The organism is Pseudorhodoplanes sp. (assembly GCA_032027085.1).
Classification (GTDB): domain Bacteria; phylum Pseudomonadota; class Alphaproteobacteria; order Rhizobiales; family Xanthobacteraceae; genus Pseudorhodoplanes.
Genome location: JAVSMS010000001.1, coordinates 3,949,897 through 3,976,133 on the forward strand (window position 1 = coordinate 3,949,897; position 26,237 = coordinate 3,976,133).

At 62.2% G+C, this 26,237-nt stretch carries 26 protein-coding genes; 16 read left to right on the plus strand and 10 right to left on the minus strand.

Annotated features, from left to right (window positions below; all coding sequences use genetic code 11):
* Position 1: 1 nt before the first annotated feature.
* The 4 genes from RO009_19320 to RO009_19335 all read right to left on the minus strand — a co-directional run bounded on the left by RO009_19320 (position 2) and on the right by RO009_19335 (position 4,196).
* The gene (locus RO009_19320) at positions 2-2,365 is read right to left on the minus strand and encodes a xanthine dehydrogenase family protein molybdopterin-binding subunit (GenBank protein ID MDT3687184.1); all 2,364 of its coding nucleotides are present in this window, start codon (positions 2,363-2,365) and stop codon (positions 2-4) included.
* Between the two features lie 47 nt (positions 2,366-2,412).
* The gene (locus RO009_19325) at positions 2,413-2,883 is read right to left on the minus strand and encodes a (2Fe-2S)-binding protein (protein MDT3687185.1); all 471 of its coding nucleotides are present in this window, start codon (positions 2,881-2,883) and stop codon (positions 2,413-2,415) included.
* 194 nt (positions 2,884-3,077) lie between these two features.
* A complete protein-coding gene (locus tag RO009_19330) occupies positions 3,078-3,524 on the minus strand; it encodes a carbon monoxide dehydrogenase subunit G (protein MDT3687186.1) in 447 nt (148 codons plus the stop codon).
* A gap of 21 nt (positions 3,525-3,545) precedes the next feature.
* Positions 3,546-4,196 (minus strand): polysaccharide deacetylase family protein, encoded by a 651-nt coding sequence (locus RO009_19335; GenBank protein MDT3687187.1) that lies wholly within the window; start codon positions 4,194-4,196, stop codon positions 3,546-3,548.
* Between the two features lie 129 nt (positions 4,197-4,325).
* Here RO009_19335 and RO009_19340 point away from each other — a divergent pair, with 129 nt between their 5' ends.
* From RO009_19340 to RO009_19350, 3 genes are read left to right on the plus strand one after another with little or no spacing between them, the layout of a single operon-like run.
* Positions 4,326-5,693 carry a 3-carboxy-cis,cis-muconate cycloisomerase gene (locus tag RO009_19340; protein ID MDT3687188.1) on the plus strand — a complete coding sequence of 456 codons (1,368 nt, stop codon included), beginning with the start codon at positions 4,326-4,328 and terminating at the stop codon, positions 5,691-5,693.
* A gap of 38 nt (positions 5,694-5,731) precedes the next feature.
* A complete protein-coding gene (gene pcaD, locus RO009_19345) occupies positions 5,732-6,517 on the plus strand; it encodes a 3-oxoadipate enol-lactonase (protein ID MDT3687189.1) in 786 nt (261 codons plus the stop codon).
* A 17-nt stretch (positions 6,518-6,534) separates the two neighbouring features.
* Positions 6,535-6,921 (plus strand): carboxymuconolactone decarboxylase family protein, encoded by a 387-nt coding sequence (locus tag RO009_19350; protein ID MDT3687190.1) that lies wholly within the window; start codon positions 6,535-6,537, stop codon positions 6,919-6,921.
* Positions 6,922-6,927: 6 nt separating this feature from the next.
* On the opposite strand, the gene RO009_19355 is transcribed toward RO009_19350, so the two are convergent.
* The 4 genes from RO009_19355 to RO009_19370 form a co-directional block, all read right to left on the minus strand.
* Positions 6,928-7,575, minus strand: coding sequence for a hypothetical protein (locus tag RO009_19355; protein ID MDT3687191.1), 648 nt, complete (start codon positions 7,573-7,575; stop codon positions 6,928-6,930).
* A gap of 103 nt (positions 7,576-7,678) precedes the next feature.
* A complete protein-coding gene (locus RO009_19360) occupies positions 7,679-8,599 on the minus strand; it encodes a helix-turn-helix domain-containing protein (protein MDT3687192.1) in 921 nt (306 codons plus the stop codon).
* A gap of 115 nt (positions 8,600-8,714) precedes the next feature.
* Positions 8,715-8,852, minus strand: a complete 138-nt coding sequence (locus RO009_19365) for a hypothetical protein (protein MDT3687193.1) — start codon at positions 8,850-8,852, stop codon at positions 8,715-8,717.
* 76 nt (positions 8,853-8,928) lie between these two features.
* Positions 8,929-9,705, minus strand: coding sequence for a sterol desaturase family protein (locus tag RO009_19370; GenBank protein ID MDT3687194.1), 777 nt, complete (start codon positions 9,703-9,705; stop codon positions 8,929-8,931).
* Between the two features lie 208 nt (positions 9,706-9,913).
* Between RO009_19370 and RO009_19375 the strand changes: the two genes are divergently transcribed.
* The 7 genes from RO009_19375 (at position 9,914) to mgtA (ending at position 19,148) form a co-directional block, all read left to right on the plus strand.
* Positions 9,914-10,831, plus strand: a complete 918-nt coding sequence (locus RO009_19375) for a branched-chain amino acid ABC transporter permease LivH (GenBank protein ID MDT3687195.1) — start codon at positions 9,914-9,916, stop codon at positions 10,829-10,831.
* A 1-nt stretch (position 10,832) separates the two neighbouring features.
* Positions 10,833-12,218 carry a high-affinity branched-chain amino acid ABC transporter permease LivM gene (livM, locus tag RO009_19380; protein MDT3687196.1) on the plus strand — a complete coding sequence of 462 codons (1,386 nt, stop codon included), beginning with the start codon at positions 10,833-10,835 and terminating at the stop codon, positions 12,216-12,218.
* Positions 12,215-13,117 carry an ABC transporter ATP-binding protein gene (locus RO009_19385; protein ID MDT3687197.1) on the plus strand — a complete coding sequence of 301 codons (903 nt, stop codon included), beginning with the start codon at positions 12,215-12,217 and terminating at the stop codon, positions 13,115-13,117. The genes livM and RO009_19385 overlap by 4 nt, the downstream gene beginning before the upstream one ends.
* Entirely contained in the window at positions 13,114-13,881 is a 768-nt protein-coding gene (locus RO009_19390) for an ABC transporter ATP-binding protein (protein ID MDT3687198.1), read from the plus strand. Before RO009_19385 ends, RO009_19390 begins: the two co-directional genes overlap by 4 nt.
* Positions 13,882-14,268, plus strand: a complete 387-nt coding sequence (locus tag RO009_19395; GenBank protein ID MDT3687199.1) for a hypothetical protein — start codon at positions 13,882-13,884, stop codon at positions 14,266-14,268.
* Between the two features lie 83 nt (positions 14,269-14,351).
* Positions 14,352-15,485, plus strand: coding sequence for a branched-chain amino acid ABC transporter substrate-binding protein (locus RO009_19400; GenBank protein MDT3687200.1), 1,134 nt, complete (start codon positions 14,352-14,354; stop codon positions 15,483-15,485).
* A 1,119-nt stretch (positions 15,486-16,604) separates the two neighbouring features.
* Positions 16,605-19,148, plus strand: a complete 2,544-nt coding sequence (gene mgtA, locus RO009_19405) for a magnesium-translocating P-type ATPase (protein MDT3687201.1) — start codon at positions 16,605-16,607, stop codon at positions 19,146-19,148.
* A gap of 3 nt (positions 19,149-19,151) precedes the next feature.
* Here the strand turns inward: mgtA and RO009_19410 are convergent, their stop codons facing one another.
* Positions 19,152-19,886 (minus strand): cytochrome c biogenesis protein CcdA, encoded by a 735-nt coding sequence (locus RO009_19410; GenBank protein ID MDT3687202.1) that lies wholly within the window; start codon positions 19,884-19,886, stop codon positions 19,152-19,154.
* 281 nt (positions 19,887-20,167) lie between these two features.
* Here RO009_19410 and RO009_19415 point away from each other — a divergent pair, with 281 nt between their 5' ends.
* Positions 20,168-21,157 carry a P1 family peptidase gene (locus RO009_19415; GenBank protein ID MDT3687203.1) on the plus strand — a complete coding sequence of 330 codons (990 nt, stop codon included), beginning with the start codon at positions 20,168-20,170 and terminating at the stop codon, positions 21,155-21,157.
* 35 nt (positions 21,158-21,192) lie between these two features.
* Positions 21,193-21,399: a KTSC domain-containing protein gene (locus RO009_19420; GenBank protein MDT3687204.1), complete on the plus strand. Its 207-nt coding sequence runs from the start codon at positions 21,193-21,195 to the stop codon at positions 21,397-21,399.
* 3 nt (positions 21,400-21,402) lie between these two features.
* On the opposite strand, the gene RO009_19425 is transcribed toward RO009_19420, so the two are convergent.
* Positions 21,403-22,647 (minus strand): FAD-dependent oxidoreductase, encoded by a 1,245-nt coding sequence (locus RO009_19425; GenBank protein MDT3687205.1) that lies wholly within the window; start codon positions 22,645-22,647, stop codon positions 21,403-21,405.
* A 232-nt stretch (positions 22,648-22,879) separates the two neighbouring features.
* Between RO009_19425 and RO009_19430 the strand changes: the two genes are divergently transcribed.
* From RO009_19430 to RO009_19445, 4 genes are all read left to right on the plus strand, one after another.
* A complete protein-coding gene (locus tag RO009_19430; GenBank protein MDT3687206.1) occupies positions 22,880-23,848 on the plus strand; it encodes a Na+-dependent transporter in 969 nt (322 codons plus the stop codon).
* 226 nt (positions 23,849-24,074) lie between these two features.
* Positions 24,075-24,758, plus strand: a complete 684-nt coding sequence (rpe, locus tag RO009_19435) for a ribulose-phosphate 3-epimerase (GenBank protein ID MDT3687207.1) — start codon at positions 24,075-24,077, stop codon at positions 24,756-24,758.
* Positions 24,755-25,297, plus strand: coding sequence for a hypothetical protein (locus RO009_19440; GenBank protein MDT3687208.1), 543 nt, complete (start codon positions 24,755-24,757; stop codon positions 25,295-25,297). The genes rpe and RO009_19440 overlap by 4 nt, the downstream gene beginning before the upstream one ends.
* Before the next feature lie 262 nt (positions 25,298-25,559).
* Positions 25,560-26,231: a hypothetical protein gene (locus RO009_19445; protein ID MDT3687209.1), complete on the plus strand. Its 672-nt coding sequence runs from the start codon at positions 25,560-25,562 to the stop codon at positions 26,229-26,231.
* The last annotated feature ends 6 nt before the right edge of the window (positions 26,232-26,237 follow it).

Here is a 26,237-nt window from a genome sequence, read left to right on the forward strand (position 1 = left end):
CCTATTCCGCCGCAATCTGGTTGCGTTTGACGGCTTGTAACACGCGCCACACAGCCAGCGGCGTTGCCGGCATTTCAATATTTTCCGTGCCAAGGGCATCGGTGATGGCATTCATCACGGCCGCCGGGGCGGCAATAGCGCCGGCCTCCCCACAGCCCTTGATACCGAGCGGGTTGGATGGGCATTTCGTTTCGGTCGTGTCGACCCTGAAGGATGGGAAATTATGGGCGCGCGGCATGGTGTAATCCATGAATGATCCGCTCAGCAATTGCCCGTCCTTGTCGTAGACCGTGTGCTCAAGCATCGCCTGGCCGACGCCCTGCGCGATGCCGCCATGCACCTGACCTTCCACGATCATGGGATTGATCAGCGTCCCGAAATCGTCGACCGCCGTCCAGCCGACAATCTCTGTTTCACCGGTCTCCTGGTCGATCTCCACTTCGCAGATGTGACACCCGGCCGGGAAGGTAAAATTGGTGGGATCGTAGAAGGCGCCCTCTTTCAGGCCGGGCTCGATCTCCTGCGTCGGGAATTTGTGCCCGACATAGGCCGCAAGCGCGACCTCGCCGAACGCCATCGACTTGTCGGTGCCGGCAACCGTGAACTTGCCGTCCTTGAACTCGATGTCGCCTTCCGCCGCTTCCATCACATGCGCGGCGATCTTCTTCGCCTTGGCTTCGACCTTGTCGAGCGCCTTCACGATCGCCGACATGCCGACCGCGCCGGAACGCGAGCCATAAGTGCCCATGCCGAACTGAACCTTGTCGGTATCGCCATGCACAACCGACACCTGATCGATCGGGATGCCAAGGCGCTCCGACACAAGCTGGGCGAAGGTCGTTTCATGCCCCTGCCCGTGCGCATGGCAGCCGGTCAACACCTCCACCGTGCCGGTCGGATTGACCCGCACTTCCGCGGATTCCCACAAGCCGACGCCGGCGCCGAGCGAGCCGACCGCCTGCGACGGCGCAATGCCGCACGCTTCGATATAGGTCGAATAGCCCAGCCCTCGCAGCTTGCCATGGCGGGCGGCGTCGCGCTTGCGCTTGCCGAAGCCTTTCACATCGGCAAGCTCCATCGCCTTCTTCAGCGAAGCGAGATAATCGCCAGCGTCATAAGCCATGATTACCGGGGTCTGGTGCGGGAAACTCTTGATGAAATTGCGCTTGCGTAACTCGGCGGGATCCATGCCGAGTTCGCGGGCGCCGACTTCCACCAGCCGCTCGACGACGAAGGTCGCCTCCGGTCTCCCTGCTCCACGATAGGCGTCGACCGGCACCGTGTTGGTGTACACGGCATCGACCTCGCAATAGATATTCGGAATTGCGTACTGCCCCGACAGCAGCGTCGCATAAAGATAAGTCGGAACCGACGACGAGAAGGTCGACATGTAGCCGCCCAGATTGGCAATCGTCTTCACCTTCAGCGCTGTGATCCTGCCCTCCGCATCGAACGCCATTTCGGCATGCGTGACATGATCGCGGCCATGCGCATCGGCGAGAAACGCTTCCGAACGATCGGACGTCCATTTCACCGGCCGGTTGACCCGGCGCGACGCCCACAGGCACACGACTTCTTCCGGGTAAATGAAAATCTTCGAGCCGAAGCCGCCACCGACATCCGGAGCTATCACGCGCAGCTTGTGCTCCGGCGCCATGCCGACAAAGGCCGAGATGACCAGCCGCGCCACATGCGGATTCTGCGACGTGTTCCAGAGCGTCAGGCTGTCGGTACCGGAATCGTATTCAGCCAAGGCCGCACGCGGCTCCATGGCATTCGGCACCAGCCGGTTATTGGTCAGATCGATCCGGGTGACATGCTTCGCCGACGCAATTGCAGCATCGGTCGCTTTCGCATCGCCGAGATGCCACTCGTAGATCGTGTTCTTCGGCGCGACATCATGGATCTGCCCGGCGGTTTTTGCCTGCGCCGGATCGCTCACCGCAGACAGCACTTCGTAATCGACAACGACTTTCTCAGCCGCGTCCTTCGCCTGCGCCAGCGTTTCGGCAATCACCACCGCCACCGGATCGCCGACATAGCAGGCCTTAGTCGCCGCTAGCGCCGGATGCGGCGCCATCTTCATCGGCGAGCCGTCCTTGGAATGGATCATCCAACCACAGATCAGATTGCCAATCTTGTCGTCAGCGAGATCCCTGCCGGTCAGCACCGCCAGAACGCCGGGCATGGCCGCCGCCGCGCCACTGTCGACGCTGCGAATCTTCGCATGCGCGTGCGGAGAGCGAACAAAATATGCGAAAGTCTGTCCGGGCCGGGAGACATCGTCGGTGTAATGTCCCTTGCCGATAATGAAACGCTGGTCTTCCTTGCGGCGCACCGCCGCGCCGATTCCGGTCGCAGTCATGGCGGTTCCTCCCTCGTTTCGTTTTTATCTTTGCAGTTTCGGCGCGTTTATCCTTTCATCGCCTGCGCACCGGCGGCGATCGCCTTGACGATATTGTGATAGCCGGTGCAGCGGCACAGGTTGCCTTCCAGCTCGTGCCGAATGGTGGTGTCGTCGAGGTCATGACCCTTGCGGTTGACCATATCGATCGCGGCCATGATCATGCCGGGGGTGCAGTAACCGCATTGCAGGGCGTGATGCTCGCGGAAAGCCTCCTGCATCGGGTGCAGTTGCGCACCGGTGGCGATGCCTTCGATCGTCGTGACCTTGGCGCCTTCAGCCTGCCAGGCGAACATGGTGCAGGATTTGCGTGCGACTCCGTCGACATGCACAACGCAGGCGCCACACTGGGAGGTATCGCAGCCGACATGGGTGCCGGTCAGCCGCAGATTGTCGCGGAGATACTGAACCAGCAGGGTGCGGGGATCGACGGTAGCGGTGACAGCCTTGCCGTTCACCGTCATCGAGACGGGAAGCATCGCAATCCTCCTCGGACTAGAAATTGGTCAGTTTCTGGGCCCGTTTCTTCCGGCGCCAGCCTTTTTAATCTGAAATCGAGCCGATTTTCGGTATTTTGAACTATCCAAGTCTGGACCCCGAGCCTCGCCCCGGTCAAGAGCGCAATCGGCCGTCCATGCCGAAGGCACGGACCTGCCCGGACCAGCCGGCAGGGTCAGCCTTTGACCGCGGTGGCGAAATTCTCGAAGAACTGGTCCGCCAGCTTCTTGGCTGCGCCATTGATCAGCCGCTGGCCAAGTTGGGCGAGCTTCCCGCCGATCTGCGCTTCCACATTGTAGGTCAGGAGCGTGCCGCCATCCTTTTCGGTGAGCGCGACCGCCGCGGCGCCCTTGGCGAAGCCGGCCACACCGCCGTCGCCCTGCCCTGAAATCTTGTAGCCGTTCGGTGGGTCGAGGTCTGAGAGCGTCACGCGGCCTTTGAACTTCGCCTTCACCGGACCGATCTTGTTCACAGCTACTGCCTCGAATTCCGTCTCCGACAGCATGTTCAATTCTTGGCAGCCCGGAATACAGACCTTGAGCGTCTCAGGGTCGTTGAGCTTCGCCCATACCGTTTCGCGGGACGCCGGAAGCTGGACCTCGCCGGTCATTGTCATGGCCATGAGCGATCACTCCTCAAATTTTCAGGCAGCGGCGACGTAACTGTCGATGGGGCGCACGACTATCCCGTCCACGATGGGCACGCAATCCGGCGGGAAATCCTGGTGCAGGCGCCCGCCAAGCTCTCCGACCTTATCGAGGAAGCGGTCAAGGTGACGCATTGCTCCCGTCGGCAGGTCGTGAAGGACCATCAGAGTCCAGGGCTGGCGTTGACAATGTTGAATTGCGCGTTCGACCCAGCCGTCGGGATCATTCCAGTCGCGCGGAATGGAATTCCACAACACACAGGTGAAGCGACCCGCCTTGAGAAAATTCACGATGTCGGAGTTCATCAGTCTGCTGTCGAGATTTCCCCCACCGCCGAACGGCCGGAAGAGTTTGTGCGGATGCGCGAGAGCGCCGATGATGCGCTGCGTCTGGCCGATTTCAGTCTCGGCAAGGTCCGGTGTCTGGCGCCGCTCGCCCAGCGGCACCGAATGTGTCCAGGAATGATTGCCGATCCAGTGACCTTCGGCATGCGCCCGCTCCGCCAACGCGCGGCGCTTCGGATCCGCGAGCTTCTGGCCGATGATGAAGAAGGTTGTCTTGAGTCCCCGGCGCGCCAGGATATCCAGCACCTGCGGCGTGACATCGGGCTCGGGGCCGTTATCGAATGAGAGGGTCAGATCGAACATGGCCCGGTATCGTCAATTTATGGTGCGACCGCAATGGCCAGGCTATGCGCCTGTGGTCTGTCGGGCGTGTGACTTGGCGGATGGAAGCTCTCCCCTTACTGTGTCCGCTCTCTCAGATCGCATCCCGCCATGACCAGTCCGCTCATCCCCCCCACCCTGCTTGCGCCGCTCTTTTCGAGCGCGGCCATGCGCGCCATCACGTCGGATGAGGCGCGGCTGCAGCGGATGCTGAATGTCGAGGCGGCGCTGGCGCGGGCAGAGGCCGGACTGGGGGTGATCCCAAAAGGCGCTGCCGAGCCGATCAACAAGGCCTGCCACGCCAATCTGTTCGATATAAAGGCCTTGAGCGAGGCCGCCGTCGCCGCCGGCAATCTGGCCATTCCGCTGGTCAAGGCGCTGACTGCCGAAGTCAAGAAAAGCAACGCCGAAGCTGCCGGCTACGTGCATTGGGGCGCAACCAGTCAGGATGTCATCGACACCGCCCTGGTGCTGGAATTGCGCGCGGCCATCGACGCACTGACCAGCGAACTCGACCGCGCCATCGTCGGGTTTACCACGCTCGCCGAAAAACATAGGCACACGCCGACCGTCGCCCGCACCTGGCTGCAGCAGGCGCTGCCGATGCCGTTCGGTCTCAAGCTCGCGGGCTATGGCGCGGCCCTCGCCCGCTCGCGTACGCGGCTCGCGCGACTGCGCGAGGAGGCCTTGGTGCTGCAATTCGGCGGCGCGGCGGGCACGCTTGCGGCGCTCGGCGAACGCGGCCTCCAAGTGTCCGAGAACCTTGCGAAGGAACTCAAGCTTCCTCTGCCGGAAGCGCCCTGGCACACGCATCGCGACCGCCTGGCCGAGATTGCGTCGGCTCTGACCATTCTCGCCGGAACATGCGGAAAGATTGCACGCGATGTCTCCCTTCTGATGCAGACCGAGGTCGGTGAAGCCTTCGAGCCGGCGGGTGAAGAACGCGGCGGTTCTTCCACCATGCCGCACAAACGCAATCCCGTCGCCGCCGCGGCTGCGCTCGCCGCGGCGACCATCGCGCCGCAACTTTGCGCAACACTGCTGGCTGCCGAAATCCAGGAACATGAGCGCGCGGCAGGCACCTGGGCGGCAGAATGGCCGACCTTTCCGGCTTTGTGCCTTGTCACGTCCGGCGCGCTCGCAGCGATCGTCGATATCGCGGAAGGTCTTGATGTCGATGTGGAACGCATGAACCGCAATCTCGATCTGACCGGCGGACAGATCATGGCGGAAGCGATTTCATTCCGGCTTGCCGAAAAGCTCGGCAAGTCGGTCGCCCACAAACTGCTCGAGGATGCCAGCAAGCGTGCGCATGCGGAAAGGCGCAGCCTGAAGGATGTGCTGCTGCATGATCCCCGCGTGACCGCCCATATCCCGGCGGCCGAATTGCCGAAACTGTTCGATCCGCTCAGTTATCAAGGCATCGCGCAAACGCTGATCGACCGTCTGGTGGCATCCGCGGCCGGCAACCACCATTGACGGCAACTGCTCTCAGTAACAAACACCCGGAGGATTTCATGCCCGTGATTACCGCCGATGATGGCTGCCCGCTCAATGTAAGGGTCGAAGGTGCAGACAATGCGCCGGTTCTGATGCTGTCCAACTCGCTCGGCACCAATCTGCACATGTGGGATCCGCAAGCGAAGGCCTTCGCCGAAAAATTCCGACTCGTGCGTTACGACCGCCGCGGCCACGGCAAATCCGGCGCCCCAAACGGCCCCTACAGCATGGAGCGCTTCGGCCGCGATGTACTCGCAATCCTCGACGGGCTTGGCATCAACACCATCAATTGGTGCGGACTCTCGATGGGCGGCATGGTCGGACAATGGCTCGGCGCCCATGCGCCGGACCGCATTGAGAAACTGATCCTGTCCAACACAACCTGCTACTATCCCGACCGTACGCCATGGGTGGACCGCATCAAATTTGTGCGTGAGAAAGGCCTTGCCGCCATCGTGCCAGGCAACATGGAACGCTGGTTCACGAAGGAGTTTCGCGAACGCGCGCCCGACACGATGAAATGGATGAGCGATATGTTTCTCACCACGTCAGTCGAGGGCTATATCGGCTGCTGCGAGGCGATCGCCGCCATGGATCACCGCGATCTGCTGCCGAAGATCAAGGCGCCGACGCTGGTGATTGCCGGCAAATACGATCCAGCAACCAATGTCGACGTCGGCGAACACATCAAGTCGAAGATCCCCGGCGCGAAAATTTCAATCATCGAGGCGGCGCATATCTCGAATGTCGAGCAGCCGGAGATCTACACAAAGACCGTGCTGGACTTTCTGTCGTCCAGATAATCGTCACGAGGCAAGACATGGACGAGAAGGAACGCTACGACAAAGGCATGGTCCGACGCCGCAAGGTGCTAGGCAATGACTGGGTCGATCGCGCCAATGCCGGCAAGAATTCCTTTAACGAGGAGTTCCAGGATTTCATTACCCGCTATGCCTGGGGCGAAATCTGGACCCGCCCGCACTACGACGAGCGGACACGGCGCGTGCTCGTGATCGGCACCATGCTGGCGCTCGACAAGTGGGCGGAGTTCCGCATGCATGTGCGCGCCGCTTTGGTGGAAGGCGGTTTCACCGCCGACGACATCAAAGAGATCATCTTCCAACAGGCGGTCTATTGCGGCGTGCCGGCCGCCAACCATGCCTTCAAGGAAGCGGGCGAGGTCATCGCCGAGTTTAAGAAGCGTTGAGGAGCGTCACGCCGCGGAGCGTGATAGCCGAATCGGCTGCCGCGGCCTGATCGCCACTGGATCGGCTGCAACATTGGCCGTGCGGCGGAGAGCGTCCCAGCGAAGCGTGCTCACGCCGTTGCGTTTCGGCGGCAGCGTCACGTCATAAACCGTGAACCGCTGCCGCGCTGCAGCGGCAAGTTCCAATGCCTTTTCGTCGGCAAGCACACGCTCAATCATGCTCAGCGTAACAGCCAGCCCGCCGAGCCACAGCGGCAGACGATATTGGCCAAGAAGACCCATCTCTCCGTCAAACAACGCCGGCGTTGCAGCAATGATGGTGAGCGAGGCGACCAGCAGCACCGCCGCATCCACGACTTCGTGGTCTGTCTCGTGCCCCAGCAGGGATTTGATGCGGCTGACGAGATAGACTGCGAACAGCGCTGCAACGGACAATTTCAGAGCGCCCAGAAAAGCCGCGGTCCGTATCAGGCCGGTCGCCTCCAGACCGAACCGGCGGCCGATCCCGTGCACGACATGGGCGAAACCCGGCAGGTCCAGCCCGTAGACCGGCGAGGCCAGAATACGCACGGCCTCGATGCCGAAATGGATCGTGAAATACAGGGCAATACTGACCACGAGGAAAGGAATCGATTTCGGAAGCCACCGCCTCATCACGCCCTCCAGCAGGGCCGGCCTTAAGACTCTCAACGATACGCGCCGCCCTCATCCACTACCTTCGGTTGTTCCAATTGCGAGGGCAACGGAAACCATTTGTTTACCTTAAGGCGAGCTCCGGCTCCCCGGAGCTGCGCGCTGCACGGCCTAACCGAAAATCATGCGGCGTCATGCCGGTCTGCTTGCGGAAGAAACGGGCAAAGTGGGACGGATCGGTAAATCCCAGATCATAGGCAATGTCGTGGATTGCGCGGCTGGTGAAAACCAGTTCGCGTTTGGCCTCGGTCAGGACGCGCTGCCGGATCAGGTGACCTGCCGTGACCCCCGCCGCCCGCTTGACGTGATCGTTAAGGCGATCCGCCGTCATGGCCAAAGCTCCGGCATAAAAACCGATCTGGCGCTGCTTCCGGAAATTATCTTCAACCAGACGCTGAAGTGCTTCAACCGTTGCATCAGCGAGTGAGAGCGTAATGCTGCCGCTGCGCGCGCGGCTGGCTGCGAAGCGTCCAATCTCGACTGCAATCAGCGCCAGCAAGGCGCGCATCGCCAGCCGGTGCCCTTCGCGCGCGAGCAAGCCCTCCCGATGGAGATTGTTGCACAGCCCCGACAGCCGGCGGACATCGTCGTCACTCTCGAGCGGGAGGCAAGGCTGGCTTGCAATCGCCTTCAACTGTGCGACCGCCTCGCCCGTGCGCTCCCCCATTGCCGCGGCGACGTCTTCGGTAAAACTGACGATCCAGCCATTCGTGACATTCGGATTGAAGCGGAATCCATGCGCGACATTCGGTAGAACAACAAAGGCCGCAGGCGCAGTGAAGGCCATGGTCGACGCTTCGAAAATCATTTCGCCGCCCCCGCTCTCGATCAGCAGAAACTGATAGAGATTGCGGTGACGATGCGCGCGGATCAGCCAGTCATGCGCGGAAGATCGCGAAACAATCGTCTCGACATGGATGAAATTAAACGCCTGCTCGTCAGGCGGATCGCCATAGAGATGAAAGAGCGGAAGAGTTGCAACCATGCCCGACAGCATAATCGGAGCGACGGAGAGAGCCAATCCGCATTCGCCGAGCAGAGCGGAAGCCCCGCTGTTGCGGAGCTTCCTGTTGCATGAGCAACACTTTTCTCAGATCACATCAGCGGCTCTGGCCGCCCTGCTGCCCGCCTTGCTGGCCGGGCTTCTGACCGCCCTGTTGCTGCCCGCCTTGGCCCGGTTGCTGGGTCTGCTGACCGGGCTTCTCTTTGGGATTATTCTGTTGCTGTTGGCTGCCCATCTACGCTCTCCTAGAAGTTGGCCCCGCACTCCAACGTCGGGCCGGGCACCGTCGTTCCTCCCTCGGCTAATTTTGCTCAATTGCGGCGAAACGGCTGTGTCAGGAGGCGATCGATGCGGAGTTCGCGCAAATTGCGGAAGACAGGCAGGCCGATGGTCATGCGCTGGTGACCTGCCGCCGGTTGCGCACGGTAGGTTCCGAACAGACGATCCCACCAAGGAAGATTGAAGCCGAAATTGCTGTCGGTCTCCACCCGATCGATCGAATGATGGACGCGATGCATATCAGGTGTGACCACGACAAGGCGCATGCTCCGATCAAGCCAAGCCGGTATCGCCACATTCGCATGATTGAAAACCGACGTGGCGTTCAGAACAATCTCAAAAACAAGAACCGCGACAGGAGGAATGCCGAACGCAAGCACGGTCACGATCTTGATCACGAGCGAGATCAAGATTTCAATCGGATGAAAACGGACGCCGGTGGTCACATCCACGTCGAGATCGGCGTGGTGTACGCGGTGCAAGCGCCACAACCAAGGCACGTGGTGAAAGACATAGTGCTGGGCGTAAATCACGAAATCGAGAATGAGAAAGCCGGCAAGCCCGGCGAACCATCCCGGCAGGCCAGCCAAATTGAACAGGCCCCAGCCATGCGTCGACGCCATGACCGCGACGCCGACAACCGCGGTAGGGACCAGCAGCCGCACCGTCAGTACGTCGACGGCAAGCATCCCCAGATTGCCGGGCCAGCGGGGGCCGCGCCCAACCAGCAATGCCCGGCATGGACTGACGAGCTCCCAGCCGGCCATGAGCGCAAAAATCGCGCCGAAAGACCCGACACGGATCGCCATTTCAATTAAGGGTTCCACGCCGGCGATGATCTATTTTCGCCCCCTTCCGGGCAAGACCCTGCGACGCTGCGCATGTGGTTAGACCAGCCGAATGCGTTGCTGGGCGTAGGCCGCGCTGCTAAGAAAAAGCCTTTGCCGCGGGCCTGCATCGTTCGTCGGCATGGCCGGGCGCAGCGTGATTGCGGGGAGTGGGAGGCGCATCGGATTCATGGAAGTCTTTGTCCAGCAGATCATCAACGGCGTCACGCTGGGATCGATCTACGGCCTGATTGCCATCGGCTATACGATGGTCTTCGGCATCATCGGGATGGTGAATTTCGCCCATGGCGACGTCTTCATGGTGTCGGCGTTCATTGCGCTGATCACCGTTCTTATTCTTTCGACCTGGCTGGGGATCAGTTCCGTCTTTCTTTCCCTGTTCATTGTCCTCATCGTCGGCATGCTGATCACCTCGCTGGTGAGCTGGGCGATCGAGCGCGTGGCCTACCGGCCGCTGCGCGGCTCGTTCCGGCTGGCGCCGCTGATCTCCGCCATCGGCATGTCGATCTTCCTGTCGAATTTCGTGCAGGTCGCACAGGGCCCACGCAACAAATCGATCCCGCCGTTCTTCCAGAACGTGATCGTGGTGATGGAGCGTGACGGTTACGAAGTCACCCTCTCCTACCGCCAGATCATCATCTGGGTGGTCACGGCGCTCCTGCTGACCGCCTTCTGGTACGTCGTCGCCAAGACCTCGCTCGGCCGCGCGCAGCGCGCCTGCGAGCAGGACCAGAAGATGGCGGCTCTAGTCGGCGTCGACGTCGACCGCACCATTTCCATCACCTTCATCATCGGCGCCGCGCTCGCCGCCGTCGCCGGCACCATGTATCTGATGTATTATGGCGTGGTCAGTTTCTCCGACGGCTTCGTCCCCGGCATCAAGGCGTTCACCGCGGCCGTGCTCGGAGGCATCGGATCAATCCCCGGCGCCGTGATCGGCGGCCTCCTGATCGGCATGATTGAAACCCTGTGGTCGGCCTATTTTTCGATCGACTACAAGGATGTCGCCGCCTTCTGCATTCTCGCTGTCGTTCTGATCTTCCTGCCGCAAGGATTGCTGGGGCGGCCGGAAGTCGAGAAAGTCTGATATGACCTTGCAGGCATCGGCGCCAAAGCAGGGCGTAAATGTCGTGCGTGCCGTCCGCGATGCGGCGCTCGCGGGTCTGGTCGCCTTCGGCGTTCTGCTGCCGCTGGTCGGCTTCAAAGCCGTCCAGAACATGCGCAATGAGCTTGCGCTCGAGACGCGGCCGGTCTTGCTCGCGGTCATGGTCGCATTGGTCATAGCCGCCAGCCTGCTGTCGTCGCTTGTCATTCGCCCATGGTCACAACGCCGCGCGACCGCGCGTCCGGCGGGAGCGAGCGTCAAAGCCGCCGCCTGGCGCGCCACACTGGCGAAATTTTTTACACCATTCGCGCTTGGTTTCGCCCTTGTCTATCCGGTGCTGGTGGTCTGGCTTACGGGCTTTGGCGGCGCCGTGAAATGGATCGACAATTTCGGCATCCAGCTTCTGATCTACGTGATGCTCGGCTGGGGCCTGAACATCGTGGTCGGCCTCGCCGGTTTGCTTGATCTCGGCTATGTCGCCTTCTACGCGGTCGGTGCCTATTCCTACGCTCTCCTCGCAAAGACATTTGGCTTCTCGTTCTGGATTCTGCTGCCGCTCGCCGGAATCCTGTCGGCCTTCTGGGGCATCCTGCTCGGCTTTCCGGTGCTGCGCCTGCGCGGCGATTATCTTGCCATCGTCACCCTCGCCTTCGGCGAGATCATCCGCCTTGTGCTGATCAACTGGGTCGATCTCACCAGCGGCTATGCCGGCATTAGCGGCATTCCGCGTCCGACATTTTTCGGCATTCCATTCACTGCCAACGAGGACGGCTTCGCCGCCGTTTTTGGTCTGGAATTCACCCCGCTCTACCGCACCATTTTTCTTTATTACGTCATTCTCGGCCTGGCGCTGCTGACGGCATTCGTCACCATCCGTTTGCGGCGCCTGCCGATCGGGCGCGCCTGGGAAGCGCTGCGCGAGGACGAGATCGCTTGCCGCTCGCTCGGCATCAACACCACAAACACCAAGCTGACCGCCTTCGGCATCGGCGCGATGTTCGGCGGCTTTGCCGGCTCGTTCTTCGCGGCCCGCCAGGGATTTATCTCGCCGGAAACCTTCACCTTCATGGAATCGGCGATCATCGTGTCGATTGTCGTGCTGGGCGGCATGGGCAGCCAGATCGGCGTTGCCATCGCCGCCGTCGTCATGATCGGCGGCACCGAGCTTTTGCGCGACCTCGATTTCCTGAAGCAGATTTTCGGCTCGGGCTTTGATCCGACGCAATACCGCATGCTCCTGTTCGGACTTGCGATGGTCCTGATCATGATCTGGAAGCCGCGCGGGCTGATCTCCACGCGCGAGCCGACGGCATTTCTGCATGAGCGCAAGACGGTGGCCGCCAAGTTTGTCGAGGAAGGCCGCGGATGACAGCGAGCGACGTGCTGCGGGTTGAGCATCTCACCATGCGCTTCGGCGGCCTGCTCGCCATCCATGATCTGTCGTTCAATGCCCGCCAGGGCGAGATCACCGCACTGATCGGACCGAACGGTGCGGGCAAAACCACCGTGTTCAATTGTATCACGGGCTTCTACAATGCGACCGAAGGCCGGATCTCCCTGCAGCACGGCGATCCGCGCATCTGGGACGAACTTGATGCGCTGACTGCGAGCTCCGTCCGCAGCCGAGTGCGTCCCGATGGCGCGCTGTTCCTGCTCGAACGAATGCCGGATTATCTGGTGACCAAACAGGCCCGCGTCGCCCGCACATTCCAGAATATCCGCCTGTTCAAGGGCATGACGGTGCTGGAAAACCTGCTGGTGTCGCAGCACAACCCTTTAATGCAGGCATCCGGCCTGACCTTCATCGGTCTTTTCGGGCTTGGCGTTTACAGGCGCGCGGAGCAGAACGCGATCGACAAGGCGATCTGGTGGCTGGAGCGGATCAAGTTGATTGATCGTGCCGACGATCCGGCCGGCGACCTGCCTTATGGCGATCAGCGCCGGCTCGAAATCGCACGCGCCATGTGTACCGACCCGGTTCTGCTGTGCCTTGATGAACCAGCGGCCGGCCTCAATCCGCGCGAAAGCGCCGAACTGAGTGAATTGCTGCTGTCGATCCGCAAGGACACGAAGACGTCGATCCTGCTGATCGAGCACGATATGTCGGTGGTGATGGAAATTTCCGATCATATTGTGGTCCTCGACTACGGCATCAAGATTGCCGACGGGACCAGTGAGGAGATCCGCAACGATCCGAACGTCATCGCGGCGTATCTCGGCGTCGAGGAGGCCGAAGTCGAAGACGTCATAACCGAGGTGGTGCCATGAGCATGCCCGCTCCGGCACAACCGACGATGACGAGCACACGACCGCTGCTTTCCATCCGCGGCCTGCAGACGCATTACGGCAACATCGTCGCGTTGCACGGCATCGACCTTGATGTGAACGAAGGCGAGATCGTCACATTGATCGGCGCGAATGGTGCGGGAAAGTCGACGTTGATGATGACGATCTTCGGCAATCCGCGCGCGTCGCACGGCCGTATCGTATTCGACGGCCAGGACATCACCGAACTGCCGACTCACGACATCGCCCGCCTCAACATCGCGCAATCGCCGGAAGGCCGCCGCATTTTTTCACGCATGACGGTGCTTGAAAACCTGCAGATGGGGGCCGCCATCGCCGACCCCGGATTGTTCGCGCAGAATCTCGAGCATGTGCTTGCCTTGTTTCCCCGCCTGAAGGAGCGACTGACCCAGCGCGGCGGCACATTGTCGGGCGGTGAACAGCAGATGCTTGCCATCGCGCGCGCCCTGATGAGCAATCCGCGCCTGCTTCTGCTGGACGAGCCATCCCTGGGTCTGGCACCGCTGATCGCACGGCAGATTTTCGACATCATCGCCGACCTCAACCGCCGCAGCGGCCTGACGGTTCTTCTGGTCGAACAGAATGCATTTCATGCCTTGCGGCTGGCGCATCGCGGCTTCGTGATGGTCAACGGCCGCATCACCATGAGCGGGACCGGCCGCGAATTGCTGCAGAGGCCGGAAATCCGCGCCGCTTATCTCGAGGGCGGGCGGCGGGAGGCATAGATGGACCTAAACCTCGCCAAATTCCTCTATGAGGAGGACTCGCTCGGGGTTTTTATTCTGCTCAGCCTGATCATGGGCGGCGGGGCGGCCTACCTGTCCGGCCGGGCGATCGCCGGTACGTGGCGACCGTTGTGGCAGGTTTCGGTCTATATGCTGGTGCTGGGCGCGGCGGTCCGCTTCATGCACTTTGCCCTGTTTGAAGGCACCCTGCTCTCGCCGCACTATTATCTTGTGGACACGGCGATCTGCCTCATCTTTGGCTGGCTGGGCTACCGCGCCACCCGCGCCGGTCAGATGGCCACCCAATATGGCTGGCTCTATAACCGTTCCGGCTGGCTGGAATGGCGCCCAAAAACAAGGTCAAATGCCGCCAACAAATCCGGCTGACCTTTTGCGCCGATTGTCGTTTAATCACACCGAAAGCGGGCCGGCCAAACGCTCGCAAAACATTCACCAGGGGAGATGTCTGCATGAAGAGAATTACCACGCTCGGCCTTGCGCTCGGTCTGGCCGTCGCCGTGTCGGGCGCCGCGCAAGCCCAGGTCAAGTTCGCTGTCGGGGGCCCTTTGACCGGATCGAACGCGGCCTTCGGCGCCCAGTTGAAGAACGGGTTTGACCAGGCGGTGGCCGACATCAATGCCGCCGGCGGTATCCTTGGCCAGAAGATTACGACACAGACCGGCGACGATGTCGGCGACCCGAAACAGGGCGTCTCGATCGCCAACAAATTCGCCGCCGAGGGCGTCAAGTTCGTGGTCGGCCACTTCAACTCCGGTGTGACCATGCCCTCTTCCGAAGTCTATCAGGAGAACGGCATCCTTTCGATCACGCCGGCGTCCACCAACCCCAAGGTGACCGACCGCGGCATGTGGAACATGTTCCGCATTTGTGGCCGTGACGACCAACAGGGCGGCGTGGCCTCGGACTACATCCTCAAAAACATGAAGGGCAAGAAGATCGCGATCGTGCATGACAAGACCACTTATGGTCAGGGTCTTGCCGACGAGACGCGCAAGGGCATCAACAAGGGCGGCATGAAGGAAGTGCTCTACGAGGGCATCAATATCGGCGACAAGGATTTCTCGGCGCTGGTCTCCAAGATCAAGGCGACCGGAGCCGACCTCGTCTATTGGGGCGGCCTGCATACCGAGGGGGGATTGCTGGTGCGGCAGATGCGCGACCAGGGCGTGAAAGCACCCTTGTTCGGCGCCGATGGCATTACCTCGGACGAGTTCGCTGCGATCGGCGGTCCGGGCGTGGAAGGCACGTTGATGACGTTCGCACCGGATCCCCGCAAGCGGCCGGAAGCCAAGGCGGTGATCGAGAAGTTTCGCGCCAAGAAATTCGAGCCGGAAGCCTATACGCTCTATAGCTATGCCGCGGTGCAGGTGATCCAGCAGGCCGCGGAAGCCGCCAAGTCGCTGGACCCCAAGAAGGTCGCTGCGCAGATCAAATCCGGCCAGAAGTTCAAAACCGTGATCGGCGAACTCACCTTCGACAAGAAGGGCGACATCACCCGACCGGACTATGTCGTGTACGTCTGGAAGAAAGGCGCTGACGGCAAGATCACCTATGTCGAGTTGGATTCAAAACCGAAGTCGTAATTCGATATTCTCTGTTTCGGAAAAGCCCGCGCGTCAGCGCGGGCTTTTTTGTTGATTTCGCGCTCAGCCAATTTCGAGTCGTTCCAGTGCGGCGCGAACATTTGATCGCCTGTCACTCGATATGGGGCCCCGCCTGCGCGAGGACGACTCGGAGAGATTCAAATTTCAAACAGCCAACGCTCCGCCGCCCGTATTGTTTGAGGCGCCGGGTTCGCCTTATTCCCCTTATCCCTCTCTCAATGAAAGAGGGGGATGGTGCGCCGAGTGACGCAACCAAGTCCGTGTAAAGACGACCTCCTCTCGAAGGCCGCCGCGTCTCTCGACGCACCATCGCGGCGTCTTCACTGCAACGCCGGGCCGCGCTTTGTCCGGAGCCGCACTGTGCGGACGGATCAGCCAGCTCCTGGCGGAGGCCCGTCAGTGGCCTCGGGCGGAGCCCCGACGTGGCCCGAGTGCCGGTTTGCGAGACCGGCCCGCGGGCGCCGCACCGGCCGAGGCCCGGAATTACCGGGCGCCGTCCAGGACGGCCGCGCGGCGCATCTCCGCCGCGCTCCGTCCTTCGTCCCGCTGTCATGACGCCTCATGAAAGCGCCCCTCAGCGGACGAGGGTGTTAGGAATATAATCTGTATTAGGAATATTGTCAATAGACAAAACACAGCTTTGCGAAGCGGGCCACTTCGCTGAATGATTTGCGAGCTGGCGTCCGGGGCCGATATGGGCGGGCTGGCTTTCCAGGCTGTGCGGCCGGCATGCGTTGCCGACCGCGGTCGACTCAGGCGCCGAGGATGATGGCGCGGCGCAGATTCACAGCACCTGCAAATGCAGAGCGTTGCGGGTGAGGCTCTGATAACGCAGGCGGCGTGTCGTCGTACCATTTTGCTTGAGGGTCGCACCAAACCATCCGCCAGAGTGGGTTATCCAAATCCCCGCCGTATCAAATCCTCTCCAAGCTGTTGCCATCAGAGACTCGCGCGCAAAACTCAAATAACCGCTCGTTTCGCAAAGCTCTCAAATGTCCAAGACTCGCCCGATCCACTCGCCGCAACGTCCGCTCTCAGGGCTCTGGTTGCCCAGCGGGGCCGTGCCATATTTGCGGAACCCAAAGTCCGAGGCGAGACGTGCCGCCACAAACTGCCTTCTGGAGCCAGGACACCGCCAGCCTGCTGGCAGCGCTCGGCACGAGCCTGCAGGGCCTGCCCACGCGCCAGGCTGCCGAGCGGCTGCGCGTGCACGGTCGCAACACCGTGGAGGACCGCACCGAGACCTCGGCGCCGCGGCTTCTGCTGCAGCAATTTCGCAGCCCCCTGGTCCTCATCCTGATTTTCGGTGCTGCCGCTTCTCTCCTGCTGCGCGACTGGCTGGATGCGGCAATCATCCTGGCGATCGTCTTTGGCAGCACTCTGCTCGGATTTAGCCAGGAATATCGCGCCAGCACCGCCGTCGCCGCGTTGAAGCGCCATCTGGCGCTGACGGTGAAAGCGATGCGGGAGGGCGAAATCTGCAAAATCCCGGCCTCCGACATCGTGCCCGGCGACATCATTTTCCTGGCAGCGGGAAATCTCGTTCCCGCGGACGGCCTGGTTCTGGAGGCCAGGGATTTTCTCGTCACGGAAGCCTCCCTCACCGGAGAATCGTTTCCGGTGGAAAAACGTCACGGGACGCTTCCCGCCGAAACGGCCATCGCCGGGCGCACCAATTGCGTGTTCCTCGGCACCTCCGTCCGCAGCGGCACCGCGACCGTCGTCGTCGTCGAGACGGGCCGGCGCACCGCCTTCGGCGACGTCGCGGCGCGGCTGCGCGGCACGCCGGAGGAAAGCGAGTTCACCCGCGGTATTCGGCAATTCGGATTCCTGCTGGTGCGGGTGATGATTGCGATCGTGCTGTTCGTGCTCACGGTCAATTTCGTGCTCGAACGCCCGGCGATCGACTCATTGCTTTTTGCCGTCGCTCTCGCTGTCGGGCTGACGCCGGAACTTCTGCCCGCCATCATCAGCATCACCCTGTCGGCCGGCGCGCGCGCCATGGCGCGTGGCGGGGTGATCGTCCGTCAGCTCGACGCCATCGAGAATCTCGGCAGCATGGATATTCTGTGCACAGACAAGACCGGCACGCTCACCAAAGGCGTGATCGAATTGAGCGATGCCGTCGATCCGGACGGACAATCGTCGCAGGATGTGCGCCGCCTCGCCTTCCTGAACGCTACGTTTGAAACCGGGATCGAAAACCCACTCGATGCCGCGATCACCGCCGCCGGCGTGCCGGCCGGAATGCGGATCGCGCGCTACGACAAGATCGACGAAATCCCCTACGATTTCATGCGCAAGCGGCTGACCATTATGTTGGCCGACCGCGAAAATCCGGCGCAGCATCTGGTCGTCGCCAAGGGTGCTTTCGACAATGTGCTGTCGATATGCAGCCGAATCGTCCGCAACGGCCAGGACATCGAGCTGAGCGAGGCCGAGCGCCAGCGCCTCAACGACTATTACCGGGTCCAGGGATCAAAGGGCTTCCGCGTCCTCGCCGTCGCGACCCGGCAGGTCGCGGCCAAGTCGCGCTATGAGCGCAGCGACGAAACCGCGATGACTTTCGCCGGCTTTCTGCTGTTTTCCGACCCGCCAAAACCGGACGCCAGGCACGTCATTGACCACCTGCGCGCGCTCGGCATTCGCGTCAAGATCGTCAGCGGCGACAACCGCTATGTCACGGGACATCTCGCGCAAGCGATTGGTCTCGATGCCCGCGCGATGCTGACTGGCGATGAAATTGCGGCGATGAGGGATGAATCGCTCTGGCACATGGCCGAACGAACCGAACTGTTCGTGGAGGTTGATCCGCAGCAAAAGGAGCGGATCGTGCGCGCCTTGCAGCGTGTGGGTCATGCCGTCGGCTATCTCGGCGACGGCATCAACGACGCGCCCTCCTTGCACGCCGCCGATGTCGGCATTTCGGTCGACCAGGCGGTCGATGTCGCGCGCGAAAGCGCCGATATCGTGCTGATGCAGGCCGATCTCGACGTGCTCAGGCGCGGCGTGGAGGACGGCCGGCGCACCTTTGCCAACACCATCAAATATATCTGCATCACCACCAGCGCGAATTTCGGCAATATGGTGAGCATGGCGCTGGCGACGCCATTCTTGCCGTTTCTGCCGCTTGCGGCCAAACAGATTCTTCTCAATAATTTTCTGTCCGATTTTCCTTCAATCGCCATTTCCAGCGACAATGTCGATCCCGATCGGATTCGAAGCCCGCAACGCTGGCACATCGGGGATGTGCAGCGATTCATGGTTGTCTTTGGCCTGATCAGTTCTCTGTTCGATATCCTCACCTTCGTCGCGCTGATCAAGTTGTTTGAAGCCGGTCAGACCGTGTTCCAAACCGCTTGGTTTGTTGTGTCGCTGCTGACCGAGCTGGCTGTCGTGCTGGTCCTGCGGACACGCGGACCGGCCTGGCGCAGTGCGCCAAGCCGACTCTTGCTGGGAACGACTTTGGCGGTGTGCGGCATCGCGATTGGCCTGCCTTATCTGCAACCATTCGCGCCTGCATTTGGATTCATCGCGCTGCCGGCGCATCTCCTGCTGGCGATGCTGATGGTCGCGACCGGCTATGTGGTGACAACGGAGATCGCGAAGAGCTGGTTCTATCGCGGCGGACGCGGACCGTGATGGCTAGCCGATCCGCCCCAGAATCGGGAACGTCTCCAGCAGCCAGAAGCTCATCTGCGTGATGGTGCCGGTGAGGAACATGATGCCGGTGAGCACCAGCAGCGCGCCCATGATGCGCTCGACATGCGCGAGATGCTTGCGGAAACGCGCGAGGACCGCCGCGAACGGCTCCGCCGCGAAGGCGGCGAGCACGAATGGAATGCCAAGCCCGAGCGAATAAATTGCGAGCAGCCCCGCCCCTTTTGCAACGGTCGCTTCCGAGGCCGCGACCGCAAGAATGGCGGCGAGGATCGGGCCGATGCAGGGGGTCCAGCCGAAGGCGAAGGCGAGCCCCATGGCATAGGCGCCCCACAGGCCCACAGGCTTGGCCATGCCGACCCGTTTCTCGCGCATCAGGAAACCGATCCGCGTCAGGCCGAGAAAATGCAGGCCCATCACGATGATGACGATGCCGGCGATGGTGGCGAGATAATCCGAATAGGCGCGGATCAGCCCGCCGATCAGGCTGGCGCTGGCGCCCAGCGCCACGAACACGGTGGAAAAGCCGAGCACGAACAGGCAGGCCGCGAAGACCGCGTCGCGCCTGACTTCGGGTTCGGGTTCCTTGTCGGCAAGCCGCTCCAGCGAGGCACCGGCGAGATAGACCAGATAAGGCGGCACCAGCGGCAGCACGCAGGGGGACAGAAAGCTGATCACTCCCGCGAACAGGGCGGCAAGGATGGAGACGTCGGCGGCCATAGAGCCCTCGTTTCTTGGCGCTCTCGTTTGCACGGCGCGCGACGAGGCGCAAGCGCGCAGGACGCGATCTGGCGGGGATGTGATGAGACTCGACTCCGTGATTCTGACATGGAGGGCCAACGGGTCCGCAAAGCGCGGCCCGATGATAAACTCACCCGTGCCTCGATGGATGACGGCCCTCTTGGGTCATTGCCCTCAAGGCCCGGCTGCTTGGCGGCCTCGCGCCTCAGGGTGACGGATTGCGTTTGACGCGAGGCACGAATTCGTTTCCGTTACAGCTCATGCGCAATCTCATCACCGATGTCCCCGGCATCCGTGTCGGCCATGCCAACGATGCCAAGCTTGCCTCCGGCGTGACGGCGATCCTTTTCGATCAGCCGGCGGCGGCGGCGGTCGATGTACGCGGCGGCGGACCGGGCACGCGCGACACCGAATTGCTGGATGCGGTGATGACGGTCGAGCAGGTGCAGGCGATCTGCATTTCGGGCGGCTCCGCCTTCGGGCTCGACGCGGCGACCGGCGTGCAATCCTGGCTCGCCGAACGCGGGCGCGGCTTTGCCGTGGGCGAGGCCATCGTGCCGATCGTTCCCGCCGCGATCCTCTTCGATCTGCTCAACGGCGGCGACAAGAAATGGGGGCGCTTTCCGCCCTACCGCGATCTCGGCTACGAGGCGGCGGCGAATGCAGCGGACACCTTCGCGCTTGGCAATGCCGGCGCGGGATATGGCGCGACCATTGTCAACCTGAAGGGCGGGCTCGGATCGGCGTCGGCGAAGACGGCGCAGGGATTCACCGTCGGTGCCATCGTCGCGGTGAATGCGGTCGGCGCCGTCACCATCGGCGACACGCCGCATTTCTGGGCCGCGCCCTTCGAGCAGCACGGCGAATTCGGCGGCCGCGGCCTGCCCTCACCGTTTCCGGCAAATGCGCTCGATGCGCGCATGAAAGGCGGCGCGCCGCAAAGCACGACGCCCGCAATGATCGCAACCGACGCCGCACTGACCAAGGCGCAATGCAAGCGCCTCGCGGTGATGGCACAGACCGGAATGGCGCGCGCGATCTATCCGGTGCACACGCCGCTCGACGGGGACATCGTGTTTGCCGCCGCGACCGGCGCAAAGCCGCTGACTGATCCTCTCGCCGACATCACGGCGCTTGGCGTCGCCGCCGCCAATGTGCTGGCGCGCGCGATTGCACGCGGCGTGTATGAGGCGAAAGCATTGCCCTTTGCCGGCGCATTGCCGGATTGGAGAACAAAATTCGGCGGCTAAAGCGAACCTTTGACCGCATGCGGCGTTCAATTCGCATGCCGTCGACCGCCATCAGAAACATTGTTTATGACGCCTCGGCAAAACGGATGCTGGTGACTTTCGTCACCGGCCGGAAATATATCTATGACGACGTGCCGCCGGAGGTGCATGCCGCGTTTCAGGCTGCGCCATCCAAGGGCCCATTCTTCAACGCGGAAATCCGCGACCGCTATGCCTTCCACGAAGTGAAGCGGCATGCATGACAATCAGGAAAACCTCTCCGCTGCATAAGGCGCGGGATCGGTGAAGGGTGTCTTCCCTGTCATCATCTCGGCGAGCAGACGTCCGGCGACCGGGCCGAGCGTCAGTCCCCAATGCGCGTGACCGTAGTCCAGCCACAGTCCCGGCTGACCGGGCGCGCGACCGATCACCGGCATGGAATCGGGAAAGCACGGACGCCGGCCCATCCAGGGCTCTGCCTCTACCGGCGCGCCGAGCGGAAAGAGTTCACGCGCCTTCGGCATCAGGCGATCAAGTTGCACAGGTGTCGCCGGCGCGTCGCGGTCGGCGAATTCGGCGCCGGTGGTGAGCCGTAATCCCTGCTCCATCGGCGCGACGAGATAACCCACCTCCGCATCCAGCACCGGTCGCGCCAGCCCCTTGTTGCCGGTTGGTTTGAAATGACGGTGATAGCCGCGTTTCACCTGCAGCGGCAGCTTGATGCCAAGCGGATCGAGCACATCCGGCGCCCAGGGACCGAGCGCGATCACCGCCTCCGAAGCATCGACAGCGCCCTCGTCGGTGTCCACGCGCCAGCGGCCCTCTGAGCGGTGCAGCGAACGGGCGTCGCCGTCGAGCACGACGCCGCCGAGCTTCCGGAACAGCGCGACATAGGCGCGCGTCACCGCCAGCGGATTGCTGACGCTGGCCGCCTCGGGCCAGAACACCGCGCGCTCGAAGACCGGCGCGAGATCGGGTTCGAGCTCCAGAGCTCCATTGGTATCGAGGCGCTGGCAAGAGATGCCGGCTGTTGCGATGGTGTCCAGGTCGCGTTGCACGTCGTTGAAGCCGGCGACACTGCGATAGATTTTCAGCCAGCCGTTCCTGCGCAGATATTGCTCGGCGCCGGCCTCGCGCAGCAGCGCCGCGTGCTCAGCGACGGCATTCGCAAAAAGCGGGCGCATCCTGCGCGCGAAATCGAGCATGCCCGATCCGCGCGAATGCAAGAGATAGGAGAACAGCCAGGGTGCGAGCTTCGGCAGATGCGATAGATGGTAGTTCGCCTCCGGCGCCAGCTTGAAGGCGATCTTCAGCAGCGCCACCGGATTGAGCGGAAAGGGATAGGGGAAATAGGTGTTGCCCTCGATGATCCCGGCATTGCCGAAGGAGGTCTCCTCACCCGGCGCGCGGCGGTCGACCAGGGCGACCGCCAGTCCCTGCTTGGCGAGATGCAGAGCGGCCGAAGCCCCGACCACGCCCGCTCCCAGAACGATTGCATCAGTTCGCGCCACGAATGAAATCCTCCGCCGATATCCCGAATCCGAAGTCCGCTCCAATCTGCGGCCTGGCTGTGAGCGGACTTCGGATTCGAAGAACACTGGTCGGCCATGGTCATAGCAGCCTACGTTACGCAGACCAGCCACGCCGCTGCATGACAGCCTTTATATGGATCGTGCGTGGCAACCGCGCTACAAGCAGTCCTTCCAGCAGTCAAAGATTCGTCATTCTCCCGCCGGAGCGTGCATGGCTTTTCTCACCACTCTGGCGGCGATTCTCGCAGCAATCCTGGCCTGGCTCGGACGACAGGGGACGCGCGCGGTCGCGGTCTCGGTCTTTGCCGGCATCGCATTGCCGCCGCTCGCCGCGCTGTTCAAGCCGGTCTTCGCCGAGGCGCTGGTGGTGCTGCTGGCACTGGCGTTTCTGCGCGTCGATCCGGCGGCCTTGCGTGGACATTTCGTGCGGCCCGGGCCGGTCATCGCGGCCAGCATCTGGACCCTCGTCGCCGTTCCGCTAATGGCCGGGCTGATCCTGCGCCTGCTCGGGGTCGAGTCGTTTTCGCAGGCCTTGTTTGCCGCGCTGGTGCTGCAGGCAGCTGCGCCGCCGGTGATCTCCTCCCCCGCTCTGGCGGCGCTGATGGGGCTCGACGCGGCGCTGTCGCTGGCCACGCTGATCGTGGCGACCACGGCAACCCCGATTACCGCGCCGGTCTTTGCGGCGCTGTTTCTCGGTCCGTCGATGGAGATTTCGCCGCTCGGCCTTGGGCTGAAGCTGTTCGGAATGCTCGGCGGCGCCGCGGTCGCCGCGTGGCTGGTACGCCGGATCAAGGGGCAGGACTGGGTCGAGCGCCAGCAGCAGAAGATCGACGGCCTGTCGGTGATCGCGCTGTTCGTGTTTGCGGTGGCGCTGATGGACGGCGTTGCCGCCAACATCATCAGCCGTCCGCTGACCGTGCTGGCGCTGCTGGCGCTGGCCTTCGTGCTGGCGCTCGGGCTGATCGCCCTGACCTATGCGGTCATGATCCGCGTGGGACGATCGCCCGCGCTGGCGTTGGGCTTCGCCGTCGGCAGCCGCAATATGGGATTGATGCTGGCGGCAGCGGGTACGGCGGTGCCAGACCTGATGTGGCTCTATTTCGCGCTGGCCCAGTTTCCAATCTATCTGCTCCCGCAATTGCTCAAGCCGCTGGCACGGAGAATTAACACCGGGAAGTGAGCCGCGTTGCTCCCTCGGGAGGGGGGTGGTAGGCATACCCCCACTCCGTCATGACCGGCCTTGTGCCGGGCATCCATCTCTTTCTTGCCATGCGGCCAAGACGTGGATGGCAACGGAAGTCGGGCTTGCCCGCCTTCCGCACGTGTTGGACAGCCGCAAGTCGGGTATACCCGACCTGCGGTGACAAGCACGACCATGACGACAGGTAAGTCCGAGAGAGACATTCATGACCCGTCCGCTGCTTATCGCGCCCTCGATCCTGGCCTCCGATTTTTCCAAGCTTGGCGAGGAAGTGCGCGCCACCGATCAGGCCGGCGCAGACTGGATCCATCTTGACGTGATGGACGGGCATTTCGTCCCTACCCTGACGTTCGGCCCGGACGTGGTGAGGGCGCTACGCCCGCATTCGAAAAAGATCTTTGACGTGCATTTAATGATCGAGCCTTGCGACCCGCATCTGGAGGCGTTCGCCAAGGCCGGCTCCGACATCATCACCGTGCATGTCGAGGCCGCGCCACACCTGCACCGCACGCTGCAGGCGATCCGCGCACTCGGCAAGAAGGCCGGCGTCTCGCTCAATCCCGGCACGGCGGAGACCGACATCGAATATGTGCTGGATCTGTGCGATCTCGTTTTGGTGATGTCGGTCAATCCCGGTTTCGGCGGACAGGCTTTCATTCCGGCGGTGGTGGAAAAGATTTCGCGTCTGCGCGCGATGATCGGTGGACGTCCGATCGATCTGGAGGTCGACGGTGGCATCACGCCGGACACCGCGCCGCTCGTCACGTCGGCCGGTGCCAATGTGCTGGTCGCGGGCTCGGCTGTATTCAAAGGCGGTGCTTCAGCCTATCGCGGCAACATCTCCGCGATCCGCCATGCCGGCGCGCTCGCGCGCGGGGAAGCCGCGTGATCGTTCCGGGAGCGGACACCTCCGCTCTCGCCGGCATTCTGCAGCCCGACGAACGCGTGATCTGGGCGGGACGGCCCGACCCCGCCGCAACCTTTCGCACGCAGCTGTTCTGGTGGTGGCTCGGTGTGCCGGTGCTCGGGATCACGGTCGGTCTGCGTCATGCTGGAATCATCTCACCCGATATCAGCTACATTGCACTCGTGATCGCTTTCACCTTTCTGGTCGCGCCGGCCGTAATGGTCGCCGTCGCCTATGGCACCACCTACGCCATCACCGACCGGCGCGTGATCATCAAGTATGACACGGTCAGAACAAGACGGCGGCTGGTATGGTACAGCCTGGAGACGCTGGACAAGGAATTCGAAATCCTCAATAGCGGCGAGAATGTCGGGCATCTCTATTTTTTGTCCGGTGCCCGCTCGAAAGTGCCGGACGCCGATTACACGGGCAAGGTCGCGTTCCGCGAGGTGCGCAACCCGCGCGAGGTCGCATCATTGCTCGAAAGCGCACGGAAACACCTGCAAACGAGGCCATCGTGACTTGATTTCGGCTTGGCACGATCGATCGCGCGCATCCGCACCATGATCGGCGGCCCGCCTGATCGATCTGGAAGTCGAAGGCGGAATCACTCCGGCCCCGCCCCGCTCGCGGCGGCGATCTGCCGGCAGTGTCCGATTCCGAAATCCGCAGCTCTCAAGCGAATTTCTGAAACGCCATACTGGACCTTCTCCGGATATTGCGGCTCAATAGGGATGCAAGCGGCACAATTCTCCCAAATCCGTAAATGTGGATGGGGGTCAATTGAAACTATTCGCGATCTCGACTCGAGACGATTGTCGGAGGACGCGCGCACGGCGCGCGGGTATTATTGTCGTCCTCGCCGCGACTGTGCTGGCTTTCGGAACCAACCCCGCGCCGGCTATCAAGCTTTCGCCCGCTGTGGCGCAGATGTATGCCGCAACGGAGGCGCAGCCGCCGACGGCGGATCAGATGATGGTCTGCTACGGCTTCGTCTGCCGGCGCAAGATAGTCCTCCATTTCTCGCCGGCCGAGCGATCGACGCTGAAAAACATCCTTACAAGGGGCCGCACCTCCGCGGCCGATGAGCGCAAAGCGCTGCAGCGCGCCTTCGTGTGGTTCGACCAAAGGGTCGGCCGCGAAATCGGCACATCGCGGCGCGTGGCGCGGGCCGATTTTCGCGCGGGGGACGATGCGCACAACTTCGATTGTTTCGACACCACGCGCAATGCGGTGAGTCTGCTCCTGATCTTTCAGGAATGGGGATTGCTCAATCACCACATTGTCGCCGACCCGGAATTCCGGGGCAATGTCCTGGTCGGGCAGACGCCGCATAACACGGCCGTTCTGATCGATAAGAAGACACGGCAAAAGTGGGTGATCGACATGTGGACCACGGCTTACGGCCAGGTCCCCGACGTGATGCCGCTCGACAAATGGATGACGGAGAACTAGCTGCGC

What these genes read in the sequence shown, in the direction of transcription:
- RO009_19320 (MDT3687184.1), bottom strand. Translation starts at nt 2,365, where the DNA reads ATGACTGCGACCGGAATCGGCGCGGCGGTGCGCCGCAAGGAAGACCAG.
- RO009_19325 (MDT3687185.1), bottom strand. Translation starts at nt 2,883, where the DNA reads ATGCTTCCCGTCTCGATGACGGTGAACGGCAAGGCTGTCACCGCTACC.
- RO009_19330 (MDT3687186.1), bottom strand. Translation starts at nt 3,524, where the DNA reads ATGGCCATGACAATGACCGGCGAGGTCCAGCTTCCGGCGTCCCGCGAA.
- RO009_19335 (MDT3687187.1), bottom strand. Translation starts at nt 4,196, where the DNA reads ATGTTCGATCTGACCCTCTCATTCGATAACGGCCCCGAGCCCGATGTC.
- RO009_19340 (MDT3687188.1), top strand. Translation starts at nt 4,326, where the DNA reads ATGACCAGTCCGCTCATCCCCCCCACCCTGCTTGCGCCGCTCTTTTCG.
- pcaD (MDT3687189.1), top strand. Translation starts at nt 5,732, where the DNA reads ATGCCCGTGATTACCGCCGATGATGGCTGCCCGCTCAATGTAAGGGTC.
- RO009_19350 (MDT3687190.1), top strand. Translation starts at nt 6,535, where the DNA reads ATGGACGAGAAGGAACGCTACGACAAAGGCATGGTCCGACGCCGCAAG.
- RO009_19355 (MDT3687191.1), bottom strand. Translation starts at nt 7,575, where the DNA reads ATGAGGCGGTGGCTTCCGAAATCGATTCCTTTCCTCGTGGTCAGTATT.
- RO009_19360 (MDT3687192.1), bottom strand. Translation starts at nt 8,599, where the DNA reads ATGGTTGCAACTCTTCCGCTCTTTCATCTCTATGGCGATCCGCCTGAC.
- RO009_19365 (MDT3687193.1), bottom strand. Translation starts at nt 8,852, where the DNA reads ATGGGCAGCCAACAGCAACAGAATAATCCCAAAGAGAAGCCCGGTCAG.
- RO009_19370 (MDT3687194.1), bottom strand. Translation starts at nt 9,705, where the DNA reads ATGGCGATCCGTGTCGGGTCTTTCGGCGCGATTTTTGCGCTCATGGCC.
- RO009_19375 (MDT3687195.1), top strand. Translation starts at nt 9,914, where the DNA reads ATGGAAGTCTTTGTCCAGCAGATCATCAACGGCGTCACGCTGGGATCG.
- livM (MDT3687196.1), top strand. Translation starts at nt 10,833, where the DNA reads ATGACCTTGCAGGCATCGGCGCCAAAGCAGGGCGTAAATGTCGTGCGT.
- RO009_19385 (MDT3687197.1), top strand. Translation starts at nt 12,215, where the DNA reads ATGACAGCGAGCGACGTGCTGCGGGTTGAGCATCTCACCATGCGCTTC.
- RO009_19390 (MDT3687198.1), top strand. Translation starts at nt 13,114, where the DNA reads ATGAGCATGCCCGCTCCGGCACAACCGACGATGACGAGCACACGACCG.
- RO009_19395 (MDT3687199.1), top strand. Translation starts at nt 13,882, where the DNA reads ATGGACCTAAACCTCGCCAAATTCCTCTATGAGGAGGACTCGCTCGGG.
- RO009_19400 (MDT3687200.1), top strand. Translation starts at nt 14,352, where the DNA reads ATGAAGAGAATTACCACGCTCGGCCTTGCGCTCGGTCTGGCCGTCGCC.
- RO009_19410 (MDT3687202.1), bottom strand. Translation starts at nt 19,886, where the DNA reads ATGGCCGCCGACGTCTCCATCCTTGCCGCCCTGTTCGCGGGAGTGATC.
- RO009_19415 (MDT3687203.1), top strand. Translation starts at nt 20,168, where the DNA reads ATGCGCAATCTCATCACCGATGTCCCCGGCATCCGTGTCGGCCATGCC.
- RO009_19420 (MDT3687204.1), top strand. Translation starts at nt 21,193, where the DNA reads ATGCCGTCGACCGCCATCAGAAACATTGTTTATGACGCCTCGGCAAAA.
- RO009_19430 (MDT3687206.1), top strand. Translation starts at nt 22,880, where the DNA reads ATGGCTTTTCTCACCACTCTGGCGGCGATTCTCGCAGCAATCCTGGCC.
- rpe (MDT3687207.1), top strand. Translation starts at nt 24,075, where the DNA reads ATGACCCGTCCGCTGCTTATCGCGCCCTCGATCCTGGCCTCCGATTTT.